The 21,635-nt window shown below is 54.2% G+C and carries 20 protein-coding genes; 7 read left to right on the forward strand and 13 right to left on the reverse strand.

What is annotated here, in order from left to right; all coding sequences use genetic code 11:
* Positions 1 to 21: 21 nt before the first annotated feature.
* On the reverse strand, positions 22 to 1,848 hold the full coding sequence (gene recQ / locus LCF41_RS20425; protein ID WP_225086093.1) for an ATP-dependent DNA helicase RecQ: 1,827 nt from the start codon (positions 1,846 to 1,848) through the stop codon (positions 22 to 24).
* A gap of 122 nt (positions 1,849 to 1,970) precedes the next feature.
* Positions 1,971 to 2,837 carry a phospholipase A gene (pldA, locus tag LCF41_RS20430; RefSeq protein ID WP_180743778.1) on the reverse strand — a complete coding sequence of 289 codons (867 nt, stop codon included), beginning with the start codon at positions 2,835 to 2,837 and terminating at the stop codon, positions 1,971 to 1,973.
* Between the two features lie 272 nt (positions 2,838 to 3,109).
* Here pldA and LCF41_RS20435 point away from each other — a divergent pair, with 272 nt between their 5' ends.
* Together LCF41_RS20435 and rarD are read left to right on the forward strand one after the other, a co-directional pair.
* Entirely contained in the window at positions 3,110 to 3,598 is a 489-nt protein-coding gene (locus LCF41_RS20435; protein WP_225086094.1) for a thioesterase family protein, read from the forward strand.
* Positions 3,599 to 3,695: 97 nt separating this feature from the next.
* On the forward strand, positions 3,696 to 4,586 hold the full coding sequence (gene rarD / locus LCF41_RS20440; protein WP_225086095.1) for an EamA family transporter RarD: 891 nt from the start codon (positions 3,696 to 3,698) through the stop codon (positions 4,584 to 4,586).
* Positions 4,587 to 4,669: 83 nt separating this feature from the next.
* Here the strand turns inward: rarD and corA are convergent, their stop codons facing one another.
* The 9 genes from corA to lptM all read right to left on the reverse strand — a co-directional run bounded on the left by corA (position 4,670) and on the right by lptM (position 12,707).
* Entirely contained in the window at positions 4,670 to 5,620 is a 951-nt protein-coding gene (gene corA / locus LCF41_RS20445; protein WP_225086096.1) for a magnesium/cobalt transporter CorA, read from the reverse strand.
* A 166-nt stretch (positions 5,621 to 5,786) separates the two neighbouring features.
* Positions 5,787 to 5,843: a YsgD/CorL family protein gene (gene ysgD, locus LCF41_RS22470; RefSeq protein WP_349814568.1), complete on the reverse strand. Its 57-nt coding sequence runs from the start codon at positions 5,841 to 5,843 to the stop codon at positions 5,787 to 5,789.
* Between the two features lie 186 nt (positions 5,844 to 6,029).
* Positions 6,030 to 6,776 carry a cyclase family protein gene (locus tag LCF41_RS20450; RefSeq protein ID WP_225086097.1) on the reverse strand — a complete coding sequence of 249 codons (747 nt, stop codon included), beginning with the start codon at positions 6,774 to 6,776 and terminating at the stop codon, positions 6,030 to 6,032.
* 127 nt (positions 6,777 to 6,903) lie between these two features.
* Positions 6,904 to 9,066 carry a DNA helicase II gene (gene uvrD, locus LCF41_RS20455; RefSeq protein WP_225086098.1) on the reverse strand — a complete coding sequence of 721 codons (2,163 nt, stop codon included), beginning with the start codon at positions 9,064 to 9,066 and terminating at the stop codon, positions 6,904 to 6,906.
* A 204-nt stretch (positions 9,067 to 9,270) separates the two neighbouring features.
* Positions 9,271 to 9,987, reverse strand: coding sequence for a 5-amino-6-(5-phospho-D-ribitylamino)uracil phosphatase YigB (gene yigB / locus LCF41_RS20460; RefSeq protein ID WP_225086099.1), 717 nt, complete (start codon positions 9,985 to 9,987; stop codon positions 9,271 to 9,273).
* Positions 9,987 to 10,922, reverse strand: a complete 936-nt coding sequence (gene xerC, locus LCF41_RS20465) for a tyrosine recombinase XerC (RefSeq protein ID WP_225086100.1) — start codon at positions 10,920 to 10,922, stop codon at positions 9,987 to 9,989. The genes yigB and xerC overlap by 1 nt, the downstream gene beginning before the upstream one ends.
* A complete protein-coding gene (locus LCF41_RS20470) occupies positions 10,919 to 11,623 on the reverse strand; it encodes a DUF484 domain-containing protein (protein ID WP_225086101.1) in 705 nt (234 codons plus the stop codon). The genes xerC and LCF41_RS20470 overlap by 4 nt, the downstream gene beginning before the upstream one ends.
* Entirely contained in the window at positions 11,620 to 12,444 is an 825-nt protein-coding gene (gene dapF / locus LCF41_RS20475; RefSeq protein ID WP_015842070.1) for a diaminopimelate epimerase, read from the reverse strand. The genes LCF41_RS20470 and dapF overlap by 4 nt, the downstream gene beginning before the upstream one ends.
* 77 nt (positions 12,445 to 12,521) lie before the next feature.
* Complete coding sequence (lptM, locus tag LCF41_RS20480) at positions 12,522 to 12,707, reverse strand: LPS translocon maturation chaperone LptM (protein ID WP_225086102.1); 186 nt, start codon at positions 12,705 to 12,707, stop codon at positions 12,522 to 12,524.
* Between the two features lie 59 nt (positions 12,708 to 12,766).
* Between lptM and cyaY the strand changes: the two genes are divergently transcribed.
* Positions 12,767 to 13,087 carry an iron donor protein CyaY gene (gene cyaY, locus LCF41_RS20485; RefSeq protein ID WP_225086103.1) on the forward strand — a complete coding sequence of 107 codons (321 nt, stop codon included), beginning with the start codon at positions 12,767 to 12,769 and terminating at the stop codon, positions 13,085 to 13,087.
* Between the two features lie 32 nt (positions 13,088 to 13,119).
* Here cyaY and LCF41_RS20490 read toward each other — a convergent pair whose 3' ends face one another.
* Together LCF41_RS20490 and LCF41_RS20495 are read right to left on the reverse strand one after the other, a co-directional pair.
* A complete protein-coding gene (locus LCF41_RS20490) occupies positions 13,120 to 14,292 on the reverse strand; it encodes an MFS transporter (RefSeq protein ID WP_225086104.1) in 1,173 nt (390 codons plus the stop codon).
* 45 nt (positions 14,293 to 14,337) lie between these two features.
* Positions 14,338 to 16,893 (reverse strand): class I adenylate cyclase, encoded by a 2,556-nt coding sequence (locus LCF41_RS20495; RefSeq protein WP_225086105.1) that lies wholly within the window; start codon positions 16,891 to 16,893, stop codon positions 14,338 to 14,340.
* 335 nt (positions 16,894 to 17,228) lie between these two features.
* Between LCF41_RS20495 and hemC the strand changes: the two genes are divergently transcribed.
* The 4 genes from hemC to hemY are packed head-to-tail and all read left to right on the forward strand — an operon-like array spanning position 17,229 to position 21,251.
* Positions 17,229 to 18,170 carry a hydroxymethylbilane synthase gene (gene hemC / locus LCF41_RS20500; protein WP_225086106.1) on the forward strand — a complete coding sequence of 314 codons (942 nt, stop codon included), beginning with the start codon at positions 17,229 to 17,231 and terminating at the stop codon, positions 18,168 to 18,170.
* Positions 18,167 to 18,907, forward strand: coding sequence for a uroporphyrinogen-III synthase (hemD, locus tag LCF41_RS20505; protein WP_225086107.1), 741 nt, complete (start codon positions 18,167 to 18,169; stop codon positions 18,905 to 18,907). Before hemC ends, hemD begins: the two co-directional genes overlap by 4 nt.
* Positions 18,908 to 18,930: 23 nt before the next feature.
* Entirely contained in the window at positions 18,931 to 20,055 is a 1,125-nt protein-coding gene (gene hemX, locus LCF41_RS20510) for a uroporphyrinogen-III C-methyltransferase (protein ID WP_225086108.1), read from the forward strand.
* Positions 20,056 to 20,057: 2 nt separating this feature from the next.
* Positions 20,058 to 21,251: a protoheme IX biogenesis protein HemY gene (gene hemY / locus LCF41_RS20515; protein WP_225086109.1), complete on the forward strand. Its 1,194-nt coding sequence runs from the start codon at positions 20,058 to 20,060 to the stop codon at positions 21,249 to 21,251.
* The last annotated feature ends 384 nt before the right edge of the window (positions 21,252 to 21,635 follow it).

Here is a 21,635-nt window from a genome sequence, read left to right on the forward strand (position 1 = left end):
GGCAATCAGATAAGGCGAGCGTTACTCGTCATCATTATCGACATGATCGCGAATCATGTTCATGAAAGGCGCACCGAAACGTTCGAGTTTACGGTGTCCTACCCCGTTGATATTCAGCAGTTCACCCGCGGTGATCGGCATCAGTTCCGCCATCTCCAGCAGCGTCGCATCGCTGAACACCACGTAAGGCGGGATATTGTCTTCATCCGCAATGGATTTACGCAGTTTGCGCAATTTGGCGAACAGCTTACGGTCGTAATTTCCGCCGTAAGATTTTTGATTCGCGCGAGGTTTCAGGTTAATCACACGCGGCACGGCCAGCTGTAGCGGCACTTCTCCCCGCAATACCGGACGCGCCGACTCAGTAAGCTGTACGGCGGAATGCATCGTGATGTTCTGGTTCAGCAACCCCAGATGAATCAACTGGCGCAGTACGCTGACCCAATGCTCCTGCGATTTGTCCTTACCGATGCCGTAAACCGGCAGCTTGTCATGACCAAAGTCTCGGATACGCTGGTTATTTGCGCCGCGCAGCACCTCGACGATATACCCTAAACCAAAGCGCTGTCCGACCCGATACACGCAGGACAGCACCTTTTGCGCTTCAACCAGCCCGTCGTAGCGCTTCGGCGGATCGAGACAAACATCACAGTTACCGCAGGGTTGTTGGCGTCCTTCACCGAAATAGTTCAGCAGCACCAAACGGCGGCAGGTCTGCGCTTCGGCAAACGCGCCCATCGCATTGAGCTTATGGCGCTCGATATCCAACTGCGGCCCGGCTGGCTTTTCTTCCAGACAACGGCGCAGCCACGCCATATCCGCCGGATCGTAGAACAGCGCGGCTTCCGCTGCGAGGCCATCACGTCCGGCACGCCCCGTTTCCTGATAGTAGGATTCGATGTTGCGCGGAATATCAAAGTGCACCACAAACCGCACGTTAGGCTTGTTGATGCCCATACCAAATGCGACAGTCGCCACCACCACCTGAAGATCGTCACGCAGGAAGGCTTCCTGCACCTGCGCACGCCGTTCATTATCCAGACCGGCGTGATAAGCCCCTGCGCTCAGCCCCCGGGCCTGCAAACGCGCGCAAATATCTTCCACGCGGGAACGGCTATTACAGTAGATGATACCGCTTTTTCCACGCTGCCCCTGCACGAACATCCAGAGCTGATCGAGCGGTTTAAATTTCTCTACCAGCGTGTAACGAATGTTCGGGCGGTCAAAACTGTTGATCTGGATGAGCGGCGACCGAAGATCCAGCAGGCGAACGATATCGTTGCGCGTGGTATCGTCAGCGGTGGCCGTCAAAGCAATAAAAGGAAGATGGGGAAAACGCTGCTTAATCTGCCCCAGCGCACGATATTCAGGGCGGAAATCGTGCCCCCATTGGGAAATGCAGTGTGCTTCATCCACGGCGATCAAGGCGATCTGCCAGTGTGCAAGATGATCGAGGAAGCTGTCTGTCGTCAGACGTTCGGGCGCAATATACAGCAGTTTGATCTGACCAGTACGGCAACCCACCATCACGTCAAGCTGCTGTTCACGCGTCTGCGTCGAATTCAGACAGGCCGCCGACACGCCGTAGGCCTGAAGCTGATCGACCTGATCTTTCATCAGCGAAATCAGCGGAGACACCACCAGCGTCAGCCCGTCCATCACCAGCGCGGGGATTTGATAGCACAGCGATTTGCCGCCGCCTGTCGGCATGATAACCAGACAGTCCTGCCCACTGAGCGTCGCGCTGATAATTTCCTGCTGACCCGGTCGGAATTGCTGGTAGCCGAACGTGTCCCGCAGAACCTGAACCGCCAGCGCTTCCTTATTCAATACTTCCGCCGTAGACACGCCTTCCCCAATTCAATGAAATCAAACAGGCGCTATTTTCAGCGCCGTTTGGTAAAACTGCAATGGTTAAGTTTGGTAAAACGACGATGGCTAAAAACGGCAATCGCTAAAACACACGTTCATTAGAACATGTCATTCAGCGTCACCCCAACGCCAAAGCGGGTCTGACGGTGGTTGTAGTCAATCAGGGATTCACCGTAGCCGCTAAAGACCTTGGTGTAAAAACGAACATGACGCGTCAGCGGGTAGCTCCAGCCCAGTTCACCACCGCCGTAGCCGCTGTTCCAGTTATAACGTCCTTCCGCGCTAAACACACTCTCGCCCCACACATAGCCGATGCGTAAGCGGTAATGACCCATGTATTTGGTGATATCCGGGTTATCATCCTGGCTATCGGAGAAACGTATCCACGGTTTCACATCGACCTGCCAGTTGCCGTTCTGCGCCATCAGACGAGTATAAGCGCGGTTCCAACTGCGTGACGTCGGTTCGGAACGGCCATTAGACTGGTGGTTAAAACCCACTTCCACATCCCGTAACGTCCAGCCCGCGAAGGTGGCGTTCGTTGCCCAGCCCAAAAAGACCTGGGGTTCATAGTCCGTTTCACGAAACGGAGAAGACTCGCTTTTATTCGACAACTGCCACCATGAGCGCTGCGTGTAGGAAGCCCCCAGCAGCGAATTATCCCCCAGAATACCGCGCCAGATCGGGAAGCCCAGGCTCAACTGGTAATGCACTTCATCTTTACGTGCTTCATTACCCCAGTTATAGCTCTGAATCGCTGTTTTATTGATATTGCTGGTATAGGTGTAGAGTAAGTAGTTACTTTCATAGGGATAGAGGACAAACGGGGTATCGTGCTCTTGTAACAGACTGGCGATAATGCTGCCACGTACCGCCGGTTGATTTGGCGCTGGCGCGTTTGTTGTGACTTCAGCATGGGCCTGTGCCATCAGTAATGCTGCCAGTACGAATCCGATTTTATGCATTCATTTTCTCCGACATGTTTCTTCTCCGGCATTCTTTTATAAATAAAGTCTTTTATCTAAATAAACTCTTTTATCTAAATAGCGATAAGCCTTGCCCACTCAAGCCCGCCATTCTACACAGTTCCGCGACATTTGAATTACCGTTCCTCCGTTTCTCAGCCTTTTCTGGCAAGAAACAAAATCAATGCATAAAATAAACATTCACATAACCTTAGTGCATCAAATCGCCTACATTTAATGTGTATCTCTTATTGCTCGGACGGAAAACAACGATGGCTAACCTCCCCTCATCTCAGGGAACGATATTAACCAGAGATACCGTGCGCCAGCTTGTTGGCGAGATTTTCATTTACAAAATGCCGTTCAACATTGAGCTAGGCCTTGAGCTACAGCAATTTGAAGCTGATAAGGCCGTCCTGACGTTCGTCCGGCAAGAGAAGCTCATCGGCAATGCGGCACAAAAGATTCTGCATGGCGGCGTGATTGCCGCCGGGTTGGACGTTGCTGCCGGAGTGGTGTGCGTCGGTAACACGCTGCTGCGCCATGAGACGATCAGCGAGCAGGAGTTTCATCATCGGCTTGCCCGCATGGGAACCATTGATATGCGAGTAGATTATCTGCGTCCGGGTTATGGGGAACACTTCACCATTACCAGTACGCTACTGCGCGGCGGCAATAAAATCGCCGTCGCACGCGCCGAATTGCATAACGAGCAGGGTTCACATCTGGCCAGCGCCACCGCCACCTATATTGTTGGATAGCATTTCGTTGGCAAAGATTGTCATGAACACTTTACGTGAAAGCGCTCACAGTTTTGGGTAGACTTAGCGTTTTCCCGCCGTCCTTATCGAGTCACCCATGAACGCGCAACAAACCCGTGAGGGGATATTTTTCGCCCTCGGTGCGTATTTCATTTGGGGAATTGCTCCCGTTTATTTCAAGCTGCTTGAGCACGTTCCACCCAATGAAATACTGACGCACCGTATTATCTGGTCATTCTTCTTTATGCTGATCCTGCTGACGATTGGCCGGAAATGGCGTCAGGTGAGCTATGCCTGCCGCAACGTCAAGCACCTGTTTCTGCTGGCATTAACGGCGGTGCTTATCGGTGGAAACTGGCTGTTGTACATCTGGGCGGTCAACAATCATCACATGCTGGAAGCCAGTCTGGGATATTTTATCAACCCGCTGGTCAACGTTATGTTGGGTATGATTTTCCTTGGCGAGCGCTTTCGCCGTCTGCAATGGCTGGCCGTACTACTCGCGGTGACAGGTGTACTGGTTCAACTGTGGACGTTCGGATCGCTGCCGGTTATCGCGCTAGGGCTGGCATTCAGCTTCGCGTTATACGGCCTGCTGCGTAAGAAAATTGGGATCGACGGGCAAACCGGGATGCTGATCGAAACGCTGTGGCTGCTGCCGGTGGCGGTCATTTATCTGTTTTTTATTGCCGACACGCCAAGCAGTCATCTGACGGCCAATCCCTGGTCGCTGAACCTGCTGCTGCTCTCGGCTGGGATCGTCACCACCGTGCCGCTGCTGTTTTTCACCGCGGCGGCCATGCGCCTGCGCCTGTCGACGCTCGGCTTTTTCCAGTATCTCGGCCCTACCATCATGTTCCTGCTGGCCGTGGTGTTCTACGGGGAAACGTTTAGCAGCGACAAGCTGGTCACGTTTGCCTTCATCTGGGGCGCGCTGGGGCTGTTCATTTTGGATGCGCTTTATACGCAGCGTAAGCTACGGCGATAATCGCACAGAGCAGAGATGTTGCATTGAAGGAAAAGACATGATACGCCTGCTGGTGAATACCCATCAGGCGCATCGGTGAAAACTTACAGCCAGTTTTTACGTTTGAAATAGAGGTAAGGTGCCAGTCCAGCGAGAATCATCAGCACAATCGCACCTGGATAACCAAACGACCACTTCAGTTCAGGCATAAATTCAAAGTTCATCCCGTAGCTGGACGCCACCAGCGTCGGTGGCAGGAACACCACGGAGACCACCGAGAAGATCTTGATAATCCGGCTCTGCTCGATGTTGATGAAGCCCATCGCCGCCTGCATCAGGAAGTTAACTTTCTGGAACAGGGATTCATTGTGCGGCAGCAGGGATTCGATATCGCGTAAAATTTCGCGCGCCTGTTCCAATTGGCCGGATGGCAAACGGGCTTTACGCACCAGAAAATTCAACGCGCGTTGGGTATCCATCAGGCACAGGCGCACTTTCCAGCCCACGTCTTCCAGCTCTGCTAACGTGGACAACGCATCGTCGTACTCTTCGCCCTGCCGCCCTTCCATAATGATGCGGCTCAGCGATTCCAGATCGCTGTAGATGTTCTCGATTTCATCCGCCAGTTGCTCAATTTTGGTCTCAAAGAGATCGAGCAGCAGTTCATAAGCATTGCCGTCCACCAGCGTTTGGTTGCGGGCGCGCATGCGATACAGGCGGAACGCGGGCAGTTCACGCTCGCGCAGGGTGTACAGGCGACCATCGCGGATAGTAAACGCCACCGTGGAGTTACCGGCGTGATCCTCAGCATCTTCAAAGAAGAAAAAGGAGTGAATGTGCAGACCATCTTCATCTTCAAAAAAACGTGCCGACGCTTCAATATCTTCGAGTTCCGGACGGGTTGCCAGGCTTTGTCCCAGTTCGTTTTGTACTTTTTCACGCTCATCGTCTTCTGGTTCGATCAAATCGACCCAAACTGACGTGGTGAGATCATCGGAGTCATCCAGTTCCAGACGAGATAAACGGCAATTATCCAGTTTAAATGCGCTCAGCATGGGCCATAGCTCCCCTTTCAGTAGCAGAGATGGACAACGCGATTGAAGCACAGAAACAGAGGTGAGGTGTCACCGGCAGGTTTCAGTCCGTTCGACGGATCTGACTCGTAGCGACAAAAACAGCGTCGCTGACAACCACGAAGGCTATCAGCAGAGGAAGATAGCCTTAGAAGTTGTACCTAATGAACAGGTTAGTGAGCCAGTATCGACTGGGTGTGTCCAAGGCGTTAGTCCTCCGAGAATAATGATGCGCGCATGTTACGCCGAGATGAAAAAGACTTCAACTTTAAAACCGCGGCGGAAACACGCTGTAAAATATTGGTCAAATGAATGGGGTTTATCCAATAAATCCAGCGCTGAAGCGGTAAAAAACGCAGTCCCCCAAGCAAAGAGGAACTGCATCTGTCGGTCAGGCATTGTCCGGCAAATAAGCAATGGCTCGGACGGGGAAACCGGGTGCGCCAGCAAAATTAGGGTAGCTGACGTGGATATAAGCACCGGTAGGCGGCAGTTGATGCAGGTTATTCAGTACCTCAACCTGCCAGGCATTCTGGTTTAGTACAAAGAACTCACCAATAAGCCCGTTGTTGCGACGGAAATCAGCGGCGGAATCCGTATCCAGCGTTTCGTGCCCCACCGCGCTAATACCACGCTCTTCAAACAGGAACGTCAGTGCCTCAAACGACCACCCCGGCGTATGGCTGTTGCCCTGTTCGTCTCTATTGGCGAAGGCATCAATATCGGGCCAGCGTGTACTCCAGCCGCTGGCAAACGCGACAAAGCTGCCTGACGGAATTTCCCCGTGCTCACGCTCAAACGCCAGGATATCGTCAACCGACAAACGGTAGTCAGCATCACGTGCGACAGCGTCTTGCTTGTGGATCACCGCCAGCGGCAGCAACAGCTCTTTATTATCAATACGGTCCAGATAACGTTTGCCCGCGACAAAATGCCCCGGCGCATCAATATGCGTCCCCGTCTGCGTCGCGAATGTCACGGACTGTGCGAAAAAGCCATGCTCTTCAACGTTAAATAACGTCTTGCGCTGCAACACGCCTTCAAACGCGCTAAAAATAGGAATCGACTCCGTCACCGTGTGCGTGAGATCGACCCATTTTTTCTTCTGTAATTCGGCAATAATCTGCTCTAGCGTCATGGGCATGCTCCTTTTTTATTGTGATACCACACATCCTGGATACGCGCTAGACCACCTAGCATTGTCGAAAATGGTGATAAAGATTAATACCCGTTTTTTATGAGATATACCGACTCACACATGACAATCACACCGTTTCCAGCCGGGCATAGGCGGCAACCAGCCATTTAATCCCCTGCCCTTGAAACGCCACCTGAAGACGGGCGTGATCGCCGCTGCCTTCCAGATTCACGATCGTGCCTTCCCCAAATTTTGCATGGCGAACCCGCTGCCCCAATTTGTAACCGCTGTCGTTTTGCGTGACCGGCGTGCCGAGACGCTGATGATTGACCGGGCGGGAGACGCTGGCGCGTAGCCGCACTTCTTCAACACACTCTTCAGGCAGCTCGCCAACAAATCGGGAAGGTCGATGATAGGCCTCTTTGCCGTATAAACGGCGGGATTCGGCGTAGGTTATCGTCAGTTTCTCCATCGCACGCGTCACGCCGACGTAAGCCAGACGGCGCTCTTCTTCCAGACGCCCGCCTTCATCCAGCGACATCTGGCTGGGGAACATGCCTTCTTCCATGCCGACGATAAACACCTGCGGGAACTCCAGCCCTTTCGCCGAGTGCAGCGTCATGAGCTGTACCGCGTCCTGATTGGCATCCGCCTGACCTTCCCCCGCTTCCAGCGCGGCATGCGACAGGAAAGCCTGAAGCGGCATCAAATCCTGATCTTCTTCCTGATAGCTGAACTGGCGCGTCGCCGTCACCAATTCCTCCAGGTTTTCTACTCGCGCCTGCCCTTTCTCGCCTTTTTCCTGTTCGTACATGCTCCACAGGCCGGAATCTTTAATCACCCGGTCAGTTTGCACATGCAGCGGCAATTCCGACGTTTCATAGGCCAAGACATCGATCAATTCGATAAAACGCTGTAGCGATGCCGCCGCCCGTCCGGCCAGCACTTTCTCCTGCAACAGCGCCCGCGTGGCTTGCCACAGCGTCAGTTGACGATCGCGCGACGTCTGGCGGACGACATCCAGCGTGCGGTCGCCAATACCGCGCGTCGGCGTATTCACCACACGCTCAAACGCTGCATCGTCGTTACGGTTGGCGATCAGACGCAGATAAGACAGCGCGTCTTTAATTTCCTGACGCTCAAAGAAGCGCATGCCGCCATAGATGCGGTACGGCATACTCTGCTGCAACAGCGCCTCTTCCAGCACGCGCGACTGGGCGTTGCTCCGGTAAAGAATGGCGTTATCCTTCAGCGCTCCGCCATTTTCCTGCCAGGTTTTAATCCGGTTGACGACGTAACGCGCTTCATCCAGCTCGTTAAACGCGCAATACAACGAGATAGGTTCGCCCTCTACGCCATCGGTCCATAGGTTCTTGCCGAGTCGCCCGCCGTTATGGGCAATCAGCGCATTCGCCGCTTTCAAAATATTGCTGGTCGAGCGGTAGTTCTGCTCCAGACGGATCGTTTCTGCGCCAGCAAAATCCTTCAGGAACAGCTGAATATTTTCGACCTGCGCCCCGCGCCAGCCGTAAATCGACTGATCGTCATCCCCGACGATCATCACTTTGGCGCTGTCGCCCGCCAGCATACGGATCCAGGCGTACTGAATGCGGTTGGTATCCTGAAATTCATCCACCAGAATATTGGTAAAACGTTCGCGATAGTGATTCAGCACGTGCGGCTTGTTCAGCCACAGTTCATGGGCGCGCAGCAGCAGTTCGGCAAAATCCACCAGCCCGGCGCGATCGCACGCTTCCTGATAGGCCTGATACACGCGCTGCCACGTTTGCTCAATAGGGTTGCCGTAGCTTTCAATATGCTGCGGGCGCAGACCTTCATCCTTCTTCCCATTGATGAACCACATCGCCTGACGCGGCGGCCACTGTTTCTCGTCCAGATTGAGTGCCCGAATCAGGCGTTTCAGCAGACGCAACTGATCTTCGCTGTCCAGAATCTGGAAATCCTGCGGCAGATTGGCATCCATATGGTGCGCACGCAGCAGGCGGTGTGCCAGCCCGTGGAAAGTGCCAATCCACATGCCGCCCTGGCTGGTGCCGATCAGGTGATCGATACGATGGCGCATCTCCGCCGCCGCTTTGTTGGTAAATGTCACCGCCATGATGGAGTACGGCGAACAGTTTTCGACAGACAAAAGCCAGGCGATGCGGTGTACCAGTACCCGTGTTTTGCCGCTGCCTGCCCCCGCCAGCACTAATAAATTACTGCGCGGCGCGGCTACCGCGTCACGCTGTTTGTCGTTGAGGCCATCGAGCAGATCAGAAACGTCCATAGGTACGGGTTATCCGGTGAGGGAAACGCCGCACATGTAAGTCATGCCGATCGTTTAAGCATCGAGATACACGGGGCGACCACAGGGGTGAGGCCTCCCTACGGGAACCTCCCCCTGTGTTTCCCCTAATAACGGGCTTAAGTGACCAGTATTCGCACATGCGAGGGCGTTTCCACTGGTAATTTATACAGATTAATGCGGTGATTATAACAACGCCGACAGCGATGCCAACCGCGAAATTTCAATATGCGGCAGCAGTCGGGCATCCCCAATCTGCGTCAGGCTGCCTTCACGCAGGTTAATCCAGCAGGCCTGCATACCGCAGCGGATCGACCCCGCCACATCGGTCGTGAGATCGTCGCCCACGTGAAGGATCGCATGCAAAGGCAGATTGAGTTTTTCCGCTGCCAGATGGTACATGTCATCAAACGGTTTGGCACGACCGTGCGGGCCAGCGCGCAGGATGAACGAAAAATAGCGATCGAGACCAAAGCGGTGCGGCTCAGCATTACCATTGGTGATGGCGGCCAGCGGCACTTTCTCGGCTAACGCCGCCAGCGTCTGGTGCGTCTCTTCGGTAATCGTAATCTGGCTGCGCCAGTGGGCAAAATTTTCCATTGCCGCTTTTGCGCCATCCTTCGCTTCTGCCGCGCTCAGTCCACGTTCTAACATGGCCAGTTCAGCCGCACGGCGACGCCATTCGCTCACGTCGTGATAGATGTCTGGTTCGCGCTCAAGCAAGGTCTGGCGTAAGTTCTGAAAATCCTCCGCCTGGAAGTCACGAAGCGCAGGATGGTACTGTTGCAGAAAGCGGATTGACTCTTGCCCCGTGCGCCGGATGACGTCCGCGTTGTCGTACAGCGTGTCATCCAGATCGAACGTGATCGCCCGGATCGGGCCAAGAGATCGGTAAAAATGCATCAGGGTTTCCCTCGTTTGGCGCGTGGATGCGCAGCATCGTACACGGAGGCTAAATGTTGAAAATCAAGATGGGTATAAATCTGTGTTGTAGACAGGTTGGCATGGCCCAGTAGCTCTTGCACCGCCCGTAAATCCCCGCTGGATTCCAGCATGTGCGTCGCAAAGGAGTGGCGCAGCTTATGCGGATGAACATGGCTATTTACGCCCTGCTTAATCCCCCATTCGGCAAAACGCTTCTGCACGTTGCGCATCGAAATGCGTCGTCCCTGATTGGAGATAAAAACGGCATCATCCTGCGGGCCAAACAGTTCGCGCAGCGCCAGCCAGCGTTCCAGCCAGGTTACCGCCGTTTTTCCTATCGGCAATTTGCGCTCTTTGCTGCCCTTCCCCATGACCCAAACTTCACCGCTGGCCAGATCGATATGCTGACAGTTCATACCGACCATTTCCGCCAAACGCAGCCCCGCACCGTACATCACTTCGAGCATCGTGCGGTCGCGCACCGCGAGAGGATCGTCCAGATCGATCTCCAGCAGCCTGCCCATTTCATCCACATCCATATTCTTTGGCAACGGGCGTCCGGCTCGCGGTGTGGATACCCCTTTCGCCGGATTAGCCGCCAGCACGCCGCGTGACACCATCCAGTCGAGAAAGCTGCGTAATGCCGATAGGCGCAACGCCAGACTCCCTGAATGCAGACCATCGCGTTTACTGCGGGATACCACGGAACGCACGCCAGCGGCGTCCAGCTTACGCCAGTCGCTCACACCCGCAGCAGAGAGAATGGTGATAACCGCAGACAGTTGACGCAAATAGCTGGTCTGCGTGAGCGGGCTTAGCTGACGCTCTACTTTCAGATAGCGCAGGAAAGCCTCAACATCGGCGTGTAAAGGGGACGAGGAAGGTACCTCCGATGACGCGGGCTGTCGGCTCATACCCGCTCAACCCAGCGCGCCAGCATCGCCGGCAGCATCATGGCCATTTGCTGGAGCAGTACGGTTCCCATACCATCCTGATAATGGTGGCTGTCACGGCTGCTGAAAATCAGCACGCCCAAATCGTGATTGTTGCCCATCAGCGACAGCGCAACCGACCCAATCTGCCTGGCCTGCGGCAGCAGGAGCAGCAGTTCCGGCCCATTCAGGCTGCCAAGATAGTGGTTGCTTTGTCCGAAACGCTGAATGCGTAACGGCTCAAATGTGGTGCGATGTAGCCCAAGATGGGTAAAACCGGATGGCGCACCAATACGCCATTTATCGCTGAACAGACGAACCGTCGCGCCCGCCAAACCAAGCTGGCGCGCCCAGCGCTGCAACCGCTCCAGCATGTCCGTCAGGCTATCCGCCGACGCCAATTCAGTTTGTAACCCCAGCAGGCGATTGAACAACGCTTCGTTCGCCCCCGCCTGCTCCATCAACAGCGTGATTTCTTCCTCAAGCTGAGTAATGTGGTTACGCTGGCGCGCCAGTTGCCATTCCACCAGCGACACGGTTCCCCTGACGGGATGAGGGATGCGCATCTGCTCGACGGGACGCGCATTGCGGATAAAAAAATCGGGATTCTGTTGCAGGAACTGCAAAACCATCTCGTCACTGAGTGCGATCTCGCGCTCTGCCTGTTCCTCGACATTCTTCATAAATGAATAAATCCATCGTAGACATGCGTTGCAGGCCCGGTCATGAATAACGGATGTCCCGGCCCATCCCACTGGATATCCAAATCCCCGCCCGGCAGAGATACGCGAACATTCGCGGACAATAACCCCTGCTGGATTCCTACTGCCACGGCGGCACACGCGCCGCTACCACAGGCCTGTGTTTCTCCCGCACCGCGCTCGTATACCCGCAGACGGACAGTGTGGCTATCGACAACCTGCATAAAACCAATATTGGCACGCTCAGGAAAACGCTCATGGCTTTCCAACAGCGGCCCCAGCGTTTCCACCTTCGCCGTGTCCACATCCTCAACCTGAATCACACAGTGCGGGTTACCCATCGACACCACGCCGCAAAGCACCGTGTGTTCATCGGCACGCATGATGTAGGTTTTCTCTGCTTTGACCGCGCGAAACGGCACCTGTTGCGGCTCGAAATTGGGTTCGCCCATATTGACGCGCACCAGCTCATCATCCGTCACAGACAACACCATCCTGCCCGTTTGCGTACTGACGGCAATATCACGCTTGTTGGTCAGCCCTTTCAGGCGAACAAAGCGGGCAAAACAGCGCGCACCGTTACCGCACTGCGCCACTTCACTGCCATCCGCGTTAAAAATACGGTAATGAAAATCCAATTCAGGATCGTAAGGCGGTTCGACGACCAACAGTTGGTCAAACCCGACACCACAGTGCCGATCCGCCAAACGGCGAATTAATTCAGGTGAAAAATAAACGTTTTGCGTAACGGCATCAACGACCATGAAATCGTTGCCTAATCCGTGCATCTTAGCGAACTGCATTATCCTGACTCCCCCGCTTGCTTAACCGGGCGCGATAAACATCTACGTGACCTGTTATTTATTATTACCGTCACGCATTAAGGACGTATTGACGCTTTCTTTTGCGGCGGCTGGTTCTCATTTTGCTGAGTCGTTGACGCACCGGATTTGCCATCGGCAGGCATATACAGCGGCCCTTTCAGACCACAACCAAATAAACTCACTACGGCTAACACCAGAAAAAACTGGCGAAATACGTTCTTCATCACGTTAAGACCTGTCATTAATACTCGTATGCTCTCTATAATCGCAGGTGGATCATGAAAATCAATAGGAATCGAAAATGAACGATAGCGAGTTCCACCAATTAGCCGACGAACTCATGCTTCAGTTGGAAGAAACGCTGGATCGGTTTGAAGGTGATGCCGACATCGATTACGAAACCAACGGCGGCGTGATGACGCTGAGTTTTGAGAACGGCAGCAAAATCGTGATTAATCGGCAGGAGCCGCTGCACCAAATCTGGCTGGCGACCAAAGCAGGTGGTTACCACTTCAACCTTCAGGAAACACGCTGGATATGCGATCGCAGCGGTGAGGACTTTATCGCGCTGCTGTCATCAGCCTGTTCGGCTCAGGCCGGGGAAGCCGTTCACTTCGGATAACAGTCATCTTTTCAATCACGCAGCACCGTACCTCAGCGTCGTCTCAGTAATATCAGAGCCAGTAGCAGTAACAACAGCATGCCGATACCCACCATATTCACCAGCGGCCAGCCGCTGGTCAGCGCCATCAAGCTCCCGGCAGACAGCGAAGCCAGCGCGTTAGGCACGTAAATCACCAGCGAATTAATGCCCTGCAACCGGGATTTGTGCACGGAATGCGTAAAGGCGTTCAGCATAAATGTCCCGCCATTGAACATAAACGCCCACCCGATGCCGAACAGCGCCAGTGCAAAAAGGAAGTGCCAGAACGTCAAACCACTCAGCGCAACCGCCACGCCAACGACGTTACATACCATGCCAATCGCCACCACCTGAATCGGCGTCAGCCGTTTCGCCAGTATCACTAACAGCAGCGCTGGCGCATACATGGCGACAAAGTGCCATTGCAGCACCGTCGCACTATGGCTGACGGAAAAGTGGTGCTGGTGCATCGCCAGCGGCACTGAATTCATTAATAGCGTCATCACCACAAACCCGATAGAACAGCTTGCCGTTCCCAACACAAACGCCCGACTTTTCAGGATTGACGCCAGCGGTTCACTACGCTGAGCGTTAGCCGTGGCAACGGACATCGGAGGCAGTTTAAGGCCAAGTAACAGCAGTGATGTGATGACACAGATGAACGCCGCCGCGATAAAACTGCCGAAAAACGGGTACGATGCCCAGAGCTGAGACGATTGACTCGCCGCGAACGGACCGAGGAAGCCCCCCAGAACACCGCCGCTGATCACCCATGAAATAGCACGATTTTTCTGCTGATTGTCGGTGAAAATTTCAGCCGCGGCGAAACGATAGTATTGATTGAAAGCGCAGGACATCCCCAGAACAAACGTCGAGAACACAAAGAGGAAGAAGCTGTGCAGCACAATCGCCAGCGCCGCCAACAGCGCCCCCGCCAGCCCCATCATCGTGCCGATGATGAACGCATTACGCCTGCCATATTTTGTCATCAGCGATGAAACGGCGTAGATCATCAGCGCCGCACCGCACACCGTCGCGGTAATCGGCAAGGTGGTCAACAGCGGAACCGGCGTCATGGATACGCCAACCAGCGTAGAGCATAACGTCATCAGGGAAATAATACTGCCGGTCAGCCCTTGTCCAAGCGCCAGCAGTATCAGGTTTCGGCGTTGCAACGAATCCATCAGTACATCCCTTTCTGAGTACGCTGAAAGCCGAGTATAGAGTGGTTATAAAATCTGTAGTCGCTGCTTCATTGTCATCATCTCATCATCCACCACGGGCGTGATGCACAGATGAGAAAGCGCGCTACTGCGGAACGGGATCACCTGCGTGCGGCCGTCCAACTGCACGATTTGGTAGAACTGCGGCAGGTTGAAATTGATAAAGCTGGAACCATAGGTAAAGCGATCGTGCGACGACGAATAGAAGCGGCTGACATCACGCACCAGCTCTTCTTTACTGCCCTCACAGTGGTGATACACCTCAACGCGATTCGATTCATCCAGAATATAGATATTAAAACCCTGATTTTCCGTCAGATCTTCAAAGAAGAACTGGATGATCCCTTCACTGGCGACGCCATCAACCACCGGCGGTAAATGGACATGGTTGGTTTCAACCTGAACCGGCTGGCCTTGCAGTTTGTTGTTGGAAATGGCGCCATAAAATTCAACCGCGTTTTCCAGCTTCTGCACTGACACACTGAGCCGCTCGAAGAACAGCCCCCAGGTTTGACCCGCCACTTTCACCGCTTTGAAGCGACCCGGCTCCTGACGCGTACTGGTCAGGCGCAGCTCAATGCATTCGGACACCAATTGCTGCACACGGGTACGAATCAGCCCGCGCAAATGCTGGCTGTAGCAGAACACTTCCAGTGATTCCGGCAGCGCCGCATCCTGATGCATTTTGCCCAGAATGGTTTTCAGCGCTTCCAACACCGCCTGCTCGCCGCTGAAATGCAGGGTACGCACTTCGTTCCACGAGTTGCGATACAGCAGGTCGATACTGCCGACCAGACACTGCTGCTGCTGGCCGAAGCTAAAGACATCCAAATGACGGAAATCGAAATGCACCACCTGATTGCGGAAAGCCGCGGTCGGATCATGTTCCAGATTGACGATAATCGCCAGATGACGAATTTCACACGGGCTATACAGCGCTTTCGGCGTTGGCGCAGGCAGTCGCAGCGGGAAGTGGCTGGCGACATCGTCCACCAGCGCTTGCAGGCGCGTGATATCGCACAGCTCGTTGCCTTTAATGTACAGACGCGTGCTTGGTGTCAGCAGGCCATTAAAATAGGCCCACGCCACCAATTTGTTCAGATAACGGTTATATTCCAGCGGCTGGTGGCTGACGATGGCATCCATCGACGGCGCCTGATTGTACAGGTACCAGCCAGAACGGTTCGCACGACCCGGAGGAACATAGATAAAGGTTAAGTTCGGCTCCGACAAATCAGGCGATATTTGTGGGTTCAGCAGCGTGACTTTGCCCGGCAGCGCTTCAAACGCAGCATACAGTTTACGGGTCAACACACCGATATCCTGCGGGCTGGCGCTGACACTCAGATTATTACGGCGGGCAAAGCGGATCAGGTTGCGATAGGTCTGCATCATCGCGTCCAGCAGTTCATTATGCGCTTCGCGTACCTGTTCGATTTTCCAGTTAGCGCGGTTATCCAACATCGCCAGATGTTCGTCGCTCCAGCCCCATTCTTGCACCAACTGGCTCAGAATCTGGCGACGCCAGCCAACGCAGGCTTTTTCTCTGGAGAGCTTTTCACAGACTTTTAAGTAGAAACATCGACGCGCCAGATCGAGACGCGTGGGATCGTTGATCGCCGTCAGGTAGTGCGTCACGCGCTCCAACATCATGCAGTAAGGATCAAGACCGAAGGAGACGATCTCACCATCATGCAGACGTTTTTTAATTTCAGTCGACAGCAAGCTGGTATCCGGGTATTCCCAGGAATAGGCTTCCAGCAGCAGCGTTTTCAGTACGGCTTTATAAGGAGAATCGATACTTTTATAGAGCTGCCAGAGGCTCGCGCCGAAATACTCTTCCGCCGACAGCGTACTTAAGCCGCCTAAATCCATCCACTCGTTAGGTGCCAGTGCGCCTTGTGAGTACAGCGACAGTACATATTCGTCGTAGTGAGATTCTTCTTCGACCGGCACCATGTTCCACAGAATGCGTTTACCCGCCATACGCACGGCGGTACGGTAGAATTCGTCGAGTAACAGGATATGCTGCGTGGTACCGCAGTCTTCACCGCTCAGGCTGCCGCTTTCATTGTGGCGGAAACGGCTTTCATCCATCAGGAAGAAGCTGACCTCTGCGCCTTGCGCCGCGGCCCACTGCTCCAGCAGCGTACATTTTTTCTGTAGGAGCTGGCGTTCTTCGCTGTCCAACCAAGATTGGTGGCACACCCAGATATCAAGATCGGAGCTACAACTCTGCCCGATAGACGAGGTGCTGCCCATGGAATAGATGCCCGTGATCGGCAGTTCGCCTTGCGGATGAGAACAGTCAAACTGACCCCAGCGCAGCGCGATGCCATCAAGGTACTGTTGTTGTTTTTCATCAGGCGTGTGAGTGCAGATACCGTGAGGCACCTTGCCTTCAAGGTAGCCGGGCATCAACGGGTGATGATGATGTAATAAAATGGGCAGAAGACTGTAAACCTGCTGAAAAGCGGGCTTCATTGCTCCCAGAGCACGGTCAACACGCAGTTGGTTGATCGCATCCAGTCTTTGCTTCAAAGTCTCGATGTAGAAGTACAAGACGTTTCGCCTGATTTATCCCAGTGCCTAGAAAAACCCCGTGTTCCAAATCCGCCATGATGAAATTAGAAGAATGTTTAGCGAATTATTGCTGGAAACGTGATCAATTTAACACCTTGCTGAATGGGCGTAAAGAAAGTAAAGAAAGTTAGACTTATCTATCTTGCTTTATTACGAATTTCTCTACCCAACTGCATCAGCACGGTCTCCTATCTCTATGTTTGCGGCACCCGAATTTCAGACCGTTTTAAAAGGCGCACCGCTCATGCCCACAACCTGACACCAACGCACCATCAATGATACGATGGCGGAAAATGATAAAAACGGTATCAAGCATGTTAGCCAATATTATTAGAATTGCCACCCGACAAAGCCCGCTCGCCCTGTGGCAAGCACAATATGTACAGCAGTGTCTGAATCTCCTCTATCCGGATTTACACGTGGAGCTGGTGCCGATGGTGACTCGCGGCGACATCATCCTGGATACGCCACTGGCAAAAGTCGGCGGTAAAGGATTGTTTGTTAAAGAGCTGGAATTGGCGCTGCTTGAAGGGCGTGCCGACATTGCCGTCCACTCCATGAAAGATGTGCCCGTCGAATTCCCGGATGGCCTCGGCCTGACCACGATTTGCGAACGTGACGACCCGCGCGACGCTTTTGTTTCCAATCATTACGACAGCCTCGAACAGTTACCGGAAGGCAGTTGTGTCGGCACTTCCAGCCTGCGCCGCCAATGTCAGCTGCGCGCCCGACGCCCCGATCTGGTGATTCGTGATTTACGTGGCAATGTCGGAACGCGCCTGTCAAAACTGGATAGCGGCGACTACGACGCCATTATTCTTGCCGTCGCCGGTCTGAAACGCCTCGGCCTCGAAGAACGTATCCGCAGCGCGTTGAGCCCGGAAGAATCTCTGCCCGCCGTCGGACAAGGCGCAATCGGCATCGAATGCCGTTTAAATGACGATCGTATCCGCCAACTCCTTGCCCCACTCAATCACTTCGCTACCGCTGCCCGCGTTCTGGCTGAACGCGCCATGAATGTGCGTCTTGAAGGGGGTTGTCAGGTGCCGATTGGCAGCTATGCCGAACTGGAAGGCGACACACTGTGGCTACGTGCGCTGGTTGGTGCCCCGGACGGCAGCCAAATGATCGTCGGTGAACGTAGAGGAAGCGTCTCCGACGCCGAACAAATCGGTATTGCGCTGGCTGAAGAGCTGTTAGCAAAAGGAGCCAGCGCTATCCTTCAGGCCGTTTATCACGAGTCGAGCTCATCATGACGATTCTGGTTACCCGTCCGTCACCAACTGGCGAACAACTGGTGACCCGTTTAAGAAAGCTTGGCTATCACGCCTGGCACAGTCCACTGATCGAATTTTCACCCGGACGAGAACTCGCTCGCCTGCCTGCTTTGTTACAGGCACTACGCGCCGACGATCTGGTGTTTGCGCTCTCACAACACGCGGTTCACTACGCCGATCCGATGCTGGCACGAGCGGGTATCAGTTGGCCCGCCCATCTCGCTTATTATGCGATTGGCCGCACCACAGCGCTGGCGCTGCATAAAACCAGCGCCCACCCGGTAACTTATCCTCCCGAACGCGAAACCAGCGAAACGCTCCTGCAACTGCCTGACCTACAAAATCTTTCTGGCAAACGCGCACTATTGCTGCGCGGTAACGGCGGCCGGGAATTGCTGGGAGAAACGCTAATCGAACGCGGCGCGCAGGTGACCTACTGTGAATGTTATCAGCGAAGGGACGTTCATTATGATGGGCCAGAGCAAAGCCGTCACTGGCAACAAATAGGCATCGACAAACTGGTGATCACCAGCGGAGAAATGCTACAACGGATCTATACTTTAGTACCTGATTACTATCGGGCTTCCTGGTTACTCGGCTGCCAGTTGATCGTCGTCAGCGAACGGCTGGCAGAACAAGCCCGTCAGCTTGGCTGGCGTGATATCCGGGTCGCCGATAACGCCGATAACGATGCGCTCGTGCGCGCACTACAATAAACCTGATCATGGGATGTACCATTATGACGGAACACAATACCCCCACAGCTCCATCCGACGAGGTTGCTGAACGGGTTGAACCCGCGCATCAGCAGCAGGATCCCGCACCGCAACCCAAACGCAGTGGTGCCGTGCTGGGGGCCATCGCGATTGTCATTGCGCTGGCGATAGGCGCGGGGCTGTATTACCACGGCCACCAGCAGGCGAAGCGGGAAACCGCTACGCTTCAACGTCTGGAAGCACAGTTAAACGCCTTGCAGCAGCAACACAAGCAAGAGCAACAACAGTGGCAGGACGCTCAGCAGCAGCAAAGCAAAGCGCAGGACACGGCCGCACAGCGTCTTGAAGCACTATCGCGTCAGTCAGATGAACTACGCGATAAGCTGGCGGCACTTTCCAGCCATGACACCAATACCTGGCTGATCGCTCAGGCAGATTTTCTGGTAAAACTGGCAGGGCGTAAGCTGTGGAGTGACAAAGACGTCACCACCGCGGGCGCGTTGCTGAAAAGCGCGGACGCAAGCCTGGCGGAAATGAACGATCCCAGTCTGATAGAAATCCGTCGTGCGCTGACCAGCGATATCGGTGCGCTGGCAGGCGTGAGCCAGGTGGATTTTGACGGCATCATCCTGAAAGTGAACCAGCTCACCGATCAGTTGGACAACTTGCAGCTCGCCGATAACAACACCGATGAAGCGCCGATGGACGCCAACAGCACTGAGCTGTCCGCTTCCCTGAGCGAATGGCGACAAAATCTCAGCAAGAGCTGGCACAATTTCATGGCGGATTTTATCACCATTCGCCGCCGCGACAGCGCTGCCGAACCATTGCTGGCGCCCAATCAGGATGTGTACCTGCGTGAAAACATTCGTTCACGTCTGCTGGTTGCAGCCCAGGCCATCCCTCGTCACCAGAATGAAGTGTACAAACAGTCTCTGGAAACGGCCGCAACCTGGATCCGCGCCTACTTCGATACCACCGATCCCACCACGCAGGCCTTTTTGGATCAGCTCGATGCCTTAAGCCAGCAGTCAGTTTCATTGGATGTGCCTATGGAGCTACAAAGTCAGCCGCTGTTGGAAAAATTGATGCAAACGCGCGTTCGTAACCTGCTGGCTCAAGCGCCAGCCACGCAGCAGGGGGAATGAACATGCTGAAAGTCTTATTGTTGTTCCTGATCCTGATCGCGGGCGTCGTAGTCGGCCCCATGATCGCAGGCCATCAAGGTTACGTCCTGATCCAAACGGATAACTATGATATTCAAACCAGCGTGACCGGTTTGGTCATCATGCTGGTGCTTTTTTTCCTCACCTTTCTGGCGGTGGAATGGGTACTCCGCCGGATCTTTCGTACCGGCGCCCGCACGCGCGGCTGGTTCCTCGGCCGCAAACGCACCCGCGCCAGAAAGCAGACCAAAGCCGCACTGCTCAAGCTGGCCGAAGGGGATTATTTACAGGTAGAGAAGCTGCTGACTCGCAATGCCGATCATGCTGAGCAGCCCGTGGTGAACTACCTGCTGGCAGCCGAAGCCGCCCAACAGCGCGGTGACGAATTCCGCACCAAACAATATCTGGAACGTGCAGCGGAGATTGCGGATACCGACCAGCTCCCGGTAGACATTACGCGCGTGCGCATTCAGCTAGCGCGTAATGAAGATCATGCCGCGCGTCACGGCGTGGACAAACTGCTGGAAGTCGCCCCCCGTCATCCAGAGGTGCTGCGTTTAGCGGAACAGGCTTTCCTGCGAACCCACGCCTACAGTGCACTGCTGGATATTCTGCCTGCGATGCGCAAGATCAACCTGTACCCTGAAGAACGTTTGCTGGATCTACAGGAGCAGGCCTATATCGGTCTGATGAATCAGGCGATGGAGGATGGCGGCAGCGAAGGACTGAAATCGTGGTGGAATAATCAAAGTCGCAAAGTGCGCCACGAGATCCCGCTTCAAGTCGCAATGGCTGAGCATTTGATCGAGTGTGACGATCACGATACCGCTCAGAAGATCATTCTCGACGGCCTTAAACGCCAATATGACGAACGCTTGATCCTGCTAATGCCGCGCCTCAAAGCCGGAAATCCAGAGCAGTTGGAAAAAATGCTTCACCAGTATATCAAGCAGCAGGGAGCAACGCCGTTGTTGAACAGCACGTTAGGACAATTGCTAATGAAACACGGTGAATGGCAGCAGGCCAGCGATGCCTTCCGTACTGCACTGGAACTCCGCCCAGACGCTTATGACTACGCCTGGCGCGCCGACGCTCTCGATCGGTTGCGTCTGCCGGATGAAGCGGCGCAAATGCGGCGCGAAGGGCTATTGCTCACGCTACAGCAACCTGCCGACTGATCGCGACACTATCCCTTTCATAAGGCTCCTTTTTGGAGCCTTTCTCTTTTTATGGGCTGTTTTTTATAGACGGCTTCATCTAGCACGACAGCAGACGGCGACCGAACATTTTCATCAGACGAAAAAAAACGCTTACCGATAAACGGTAAGCGTTGAAAATATCAGGTCTGTCAGACAACAGAATGGTGCCTCACTCAACGTTATGTCCGGAAAGCCCGATGGAGATTTGCATCTTCATCTGGAGTTGGACGATAGGCACCTCAAATTGGCTCTGCGTCATTCCCAGGATTATGAAGCCGAAGCAAACATAGAAGGTGGAATGAGCATCTACCCGTATATTTAAGCACAAATTATGCCAATATGCATAACTTTATTGCCATCGCC

The sequence above is a fragment of the Pectobacterium colocasium genome, assembly GCF_020181655.1.
In the GTDB taxonomy this organism is placed as follows: Bacteria; Pseudomonadota; Gammaproteobacteria; order Enterobacterales; family Enterobacteriaceae; genus Pectobacterium; species Pectobacterium colocasium.

What these genes read in the sequence shown, in the direction of transcription:
- pldA (WP_180743778.1), bottom strand. Translation starts at nt 2,837, where the DNA reads ATGCATAAAATCGGATTCGTACTGGCAGCATTACTGATGGCACAGGCC.
- LCF41_RS20435 (WP_225086094.1), top strand. Translation starts at nt 3,110, where the DNA reads ATGGCTAACCTCCCCTCATCTCAGGGAACGATATTAACCAGAGATACC.
- rarD (WP_225086095.1), top strand. Translation starts at nt 3,696, where the DNA reads ATGAACGCGCAACAAACCCGTGAGGGGATATTTTTCGCCCTCGGTGCG.
- corA (WP_225086096.1), bottom strand. Translation starts at nt 5,620, where the DNA reads ATGCTGAGCGCATTTAAACTGGATAATTGCCGTTTATCTCGTCTGGAA.
- LCF41_RS20450 (WP_225086097.1), bottom strand. Translation starts at nt 6,776, where the DNA reads ATGACGCTAGAGCAGATTATTGCCGAATTACAGAAGAAAAAATGGGTC.
- uvrD (WP_225086098.1), bottom strand. Translation starts at nt 9,066, where the DNA reads ATGGACGTTTCTGATCTGCTCGATGGCCTCAACGACAAACAGCGTGAC.
- yigB (WP_225086099.1), bottom strand. Translation starts at nt 9,987, where the DNA reads ATGCATTTTTACCGATCTCTTGGCCCGATCCGGGCGATCACGTTCGAT.
- xerC (WP_225086100.1), bottom strand. Translation starts at nt 10,922, where the DNA reads ATGAGCCGACAGCCCGCGTCATCGGAGGTACCTTCCTCGTCCCCTTTA.
- LCF41_RS20470 (WP_225086101.1), bottom strand. Translation starts at nt 11,623, where the DNA reads ATGAAGAATGTCGAGGAACAGGCAGAGCGCGAGATCGCACTCAGTGAC.
- dapF (WP_015842070.1), bottom strand. Translation starts at nt 12,444, where the DNA reads ATGCAGTTCGCTAAGATGCACGGATTAGGCAACGATTTCATGGTCGTT.
- lptM (WP_225086102.1), bottom strand. Translation starts at nt 12,707, where the DNA reads ATGACAGGTCTTAACGTGATGAAGAACGTATTTCGCCAGTTTTTTCTG.
- cyaY (WP_225086103.1), top strand. Translation starts at nt 12,767, where the DNA reads ATGAACGATAGCGAGTTCCACCAATTAGCCGACGAACTCATGCTTCAG.
- LCF41_RS20490 (WP_225086104.1), bottom strand. Translation starts at nt 14,292, where the DNA reads ATGGATTCGTTGCAACGCCGAAACCTGATACTGCTGGCGCTTGGACAA.
- hemC (WP_225086106.1), top strand. Translation starts at nt 17,229, where the DNA reads ATGTTAGCCAATATTATTAGAATTGCCACCCGACAAAGCCCGCTCGCC.
- hemD (WP_225086107.1), top strand. Translation starts at nt 18,167, where the DNA reads ATGACGATTCTGGTTACCCGTCCGTCACCAACTGGCGAACAACTGGTG.
- hemX (WP_225086108.1), top strand. Translation starts at nt 18,931, where the DNA reads ATGACGGAACACAATACCCCCACAGCTCCATCCGACGAGGTTGCTGAA.
- hemY (WP_225086109.1), top strand. Translation starts at nt 20,058, where the DNA reads ATGCTGAAAGTCTTATTGTTGTTCCTGATCCTGATCGCGGGCGTCGTA.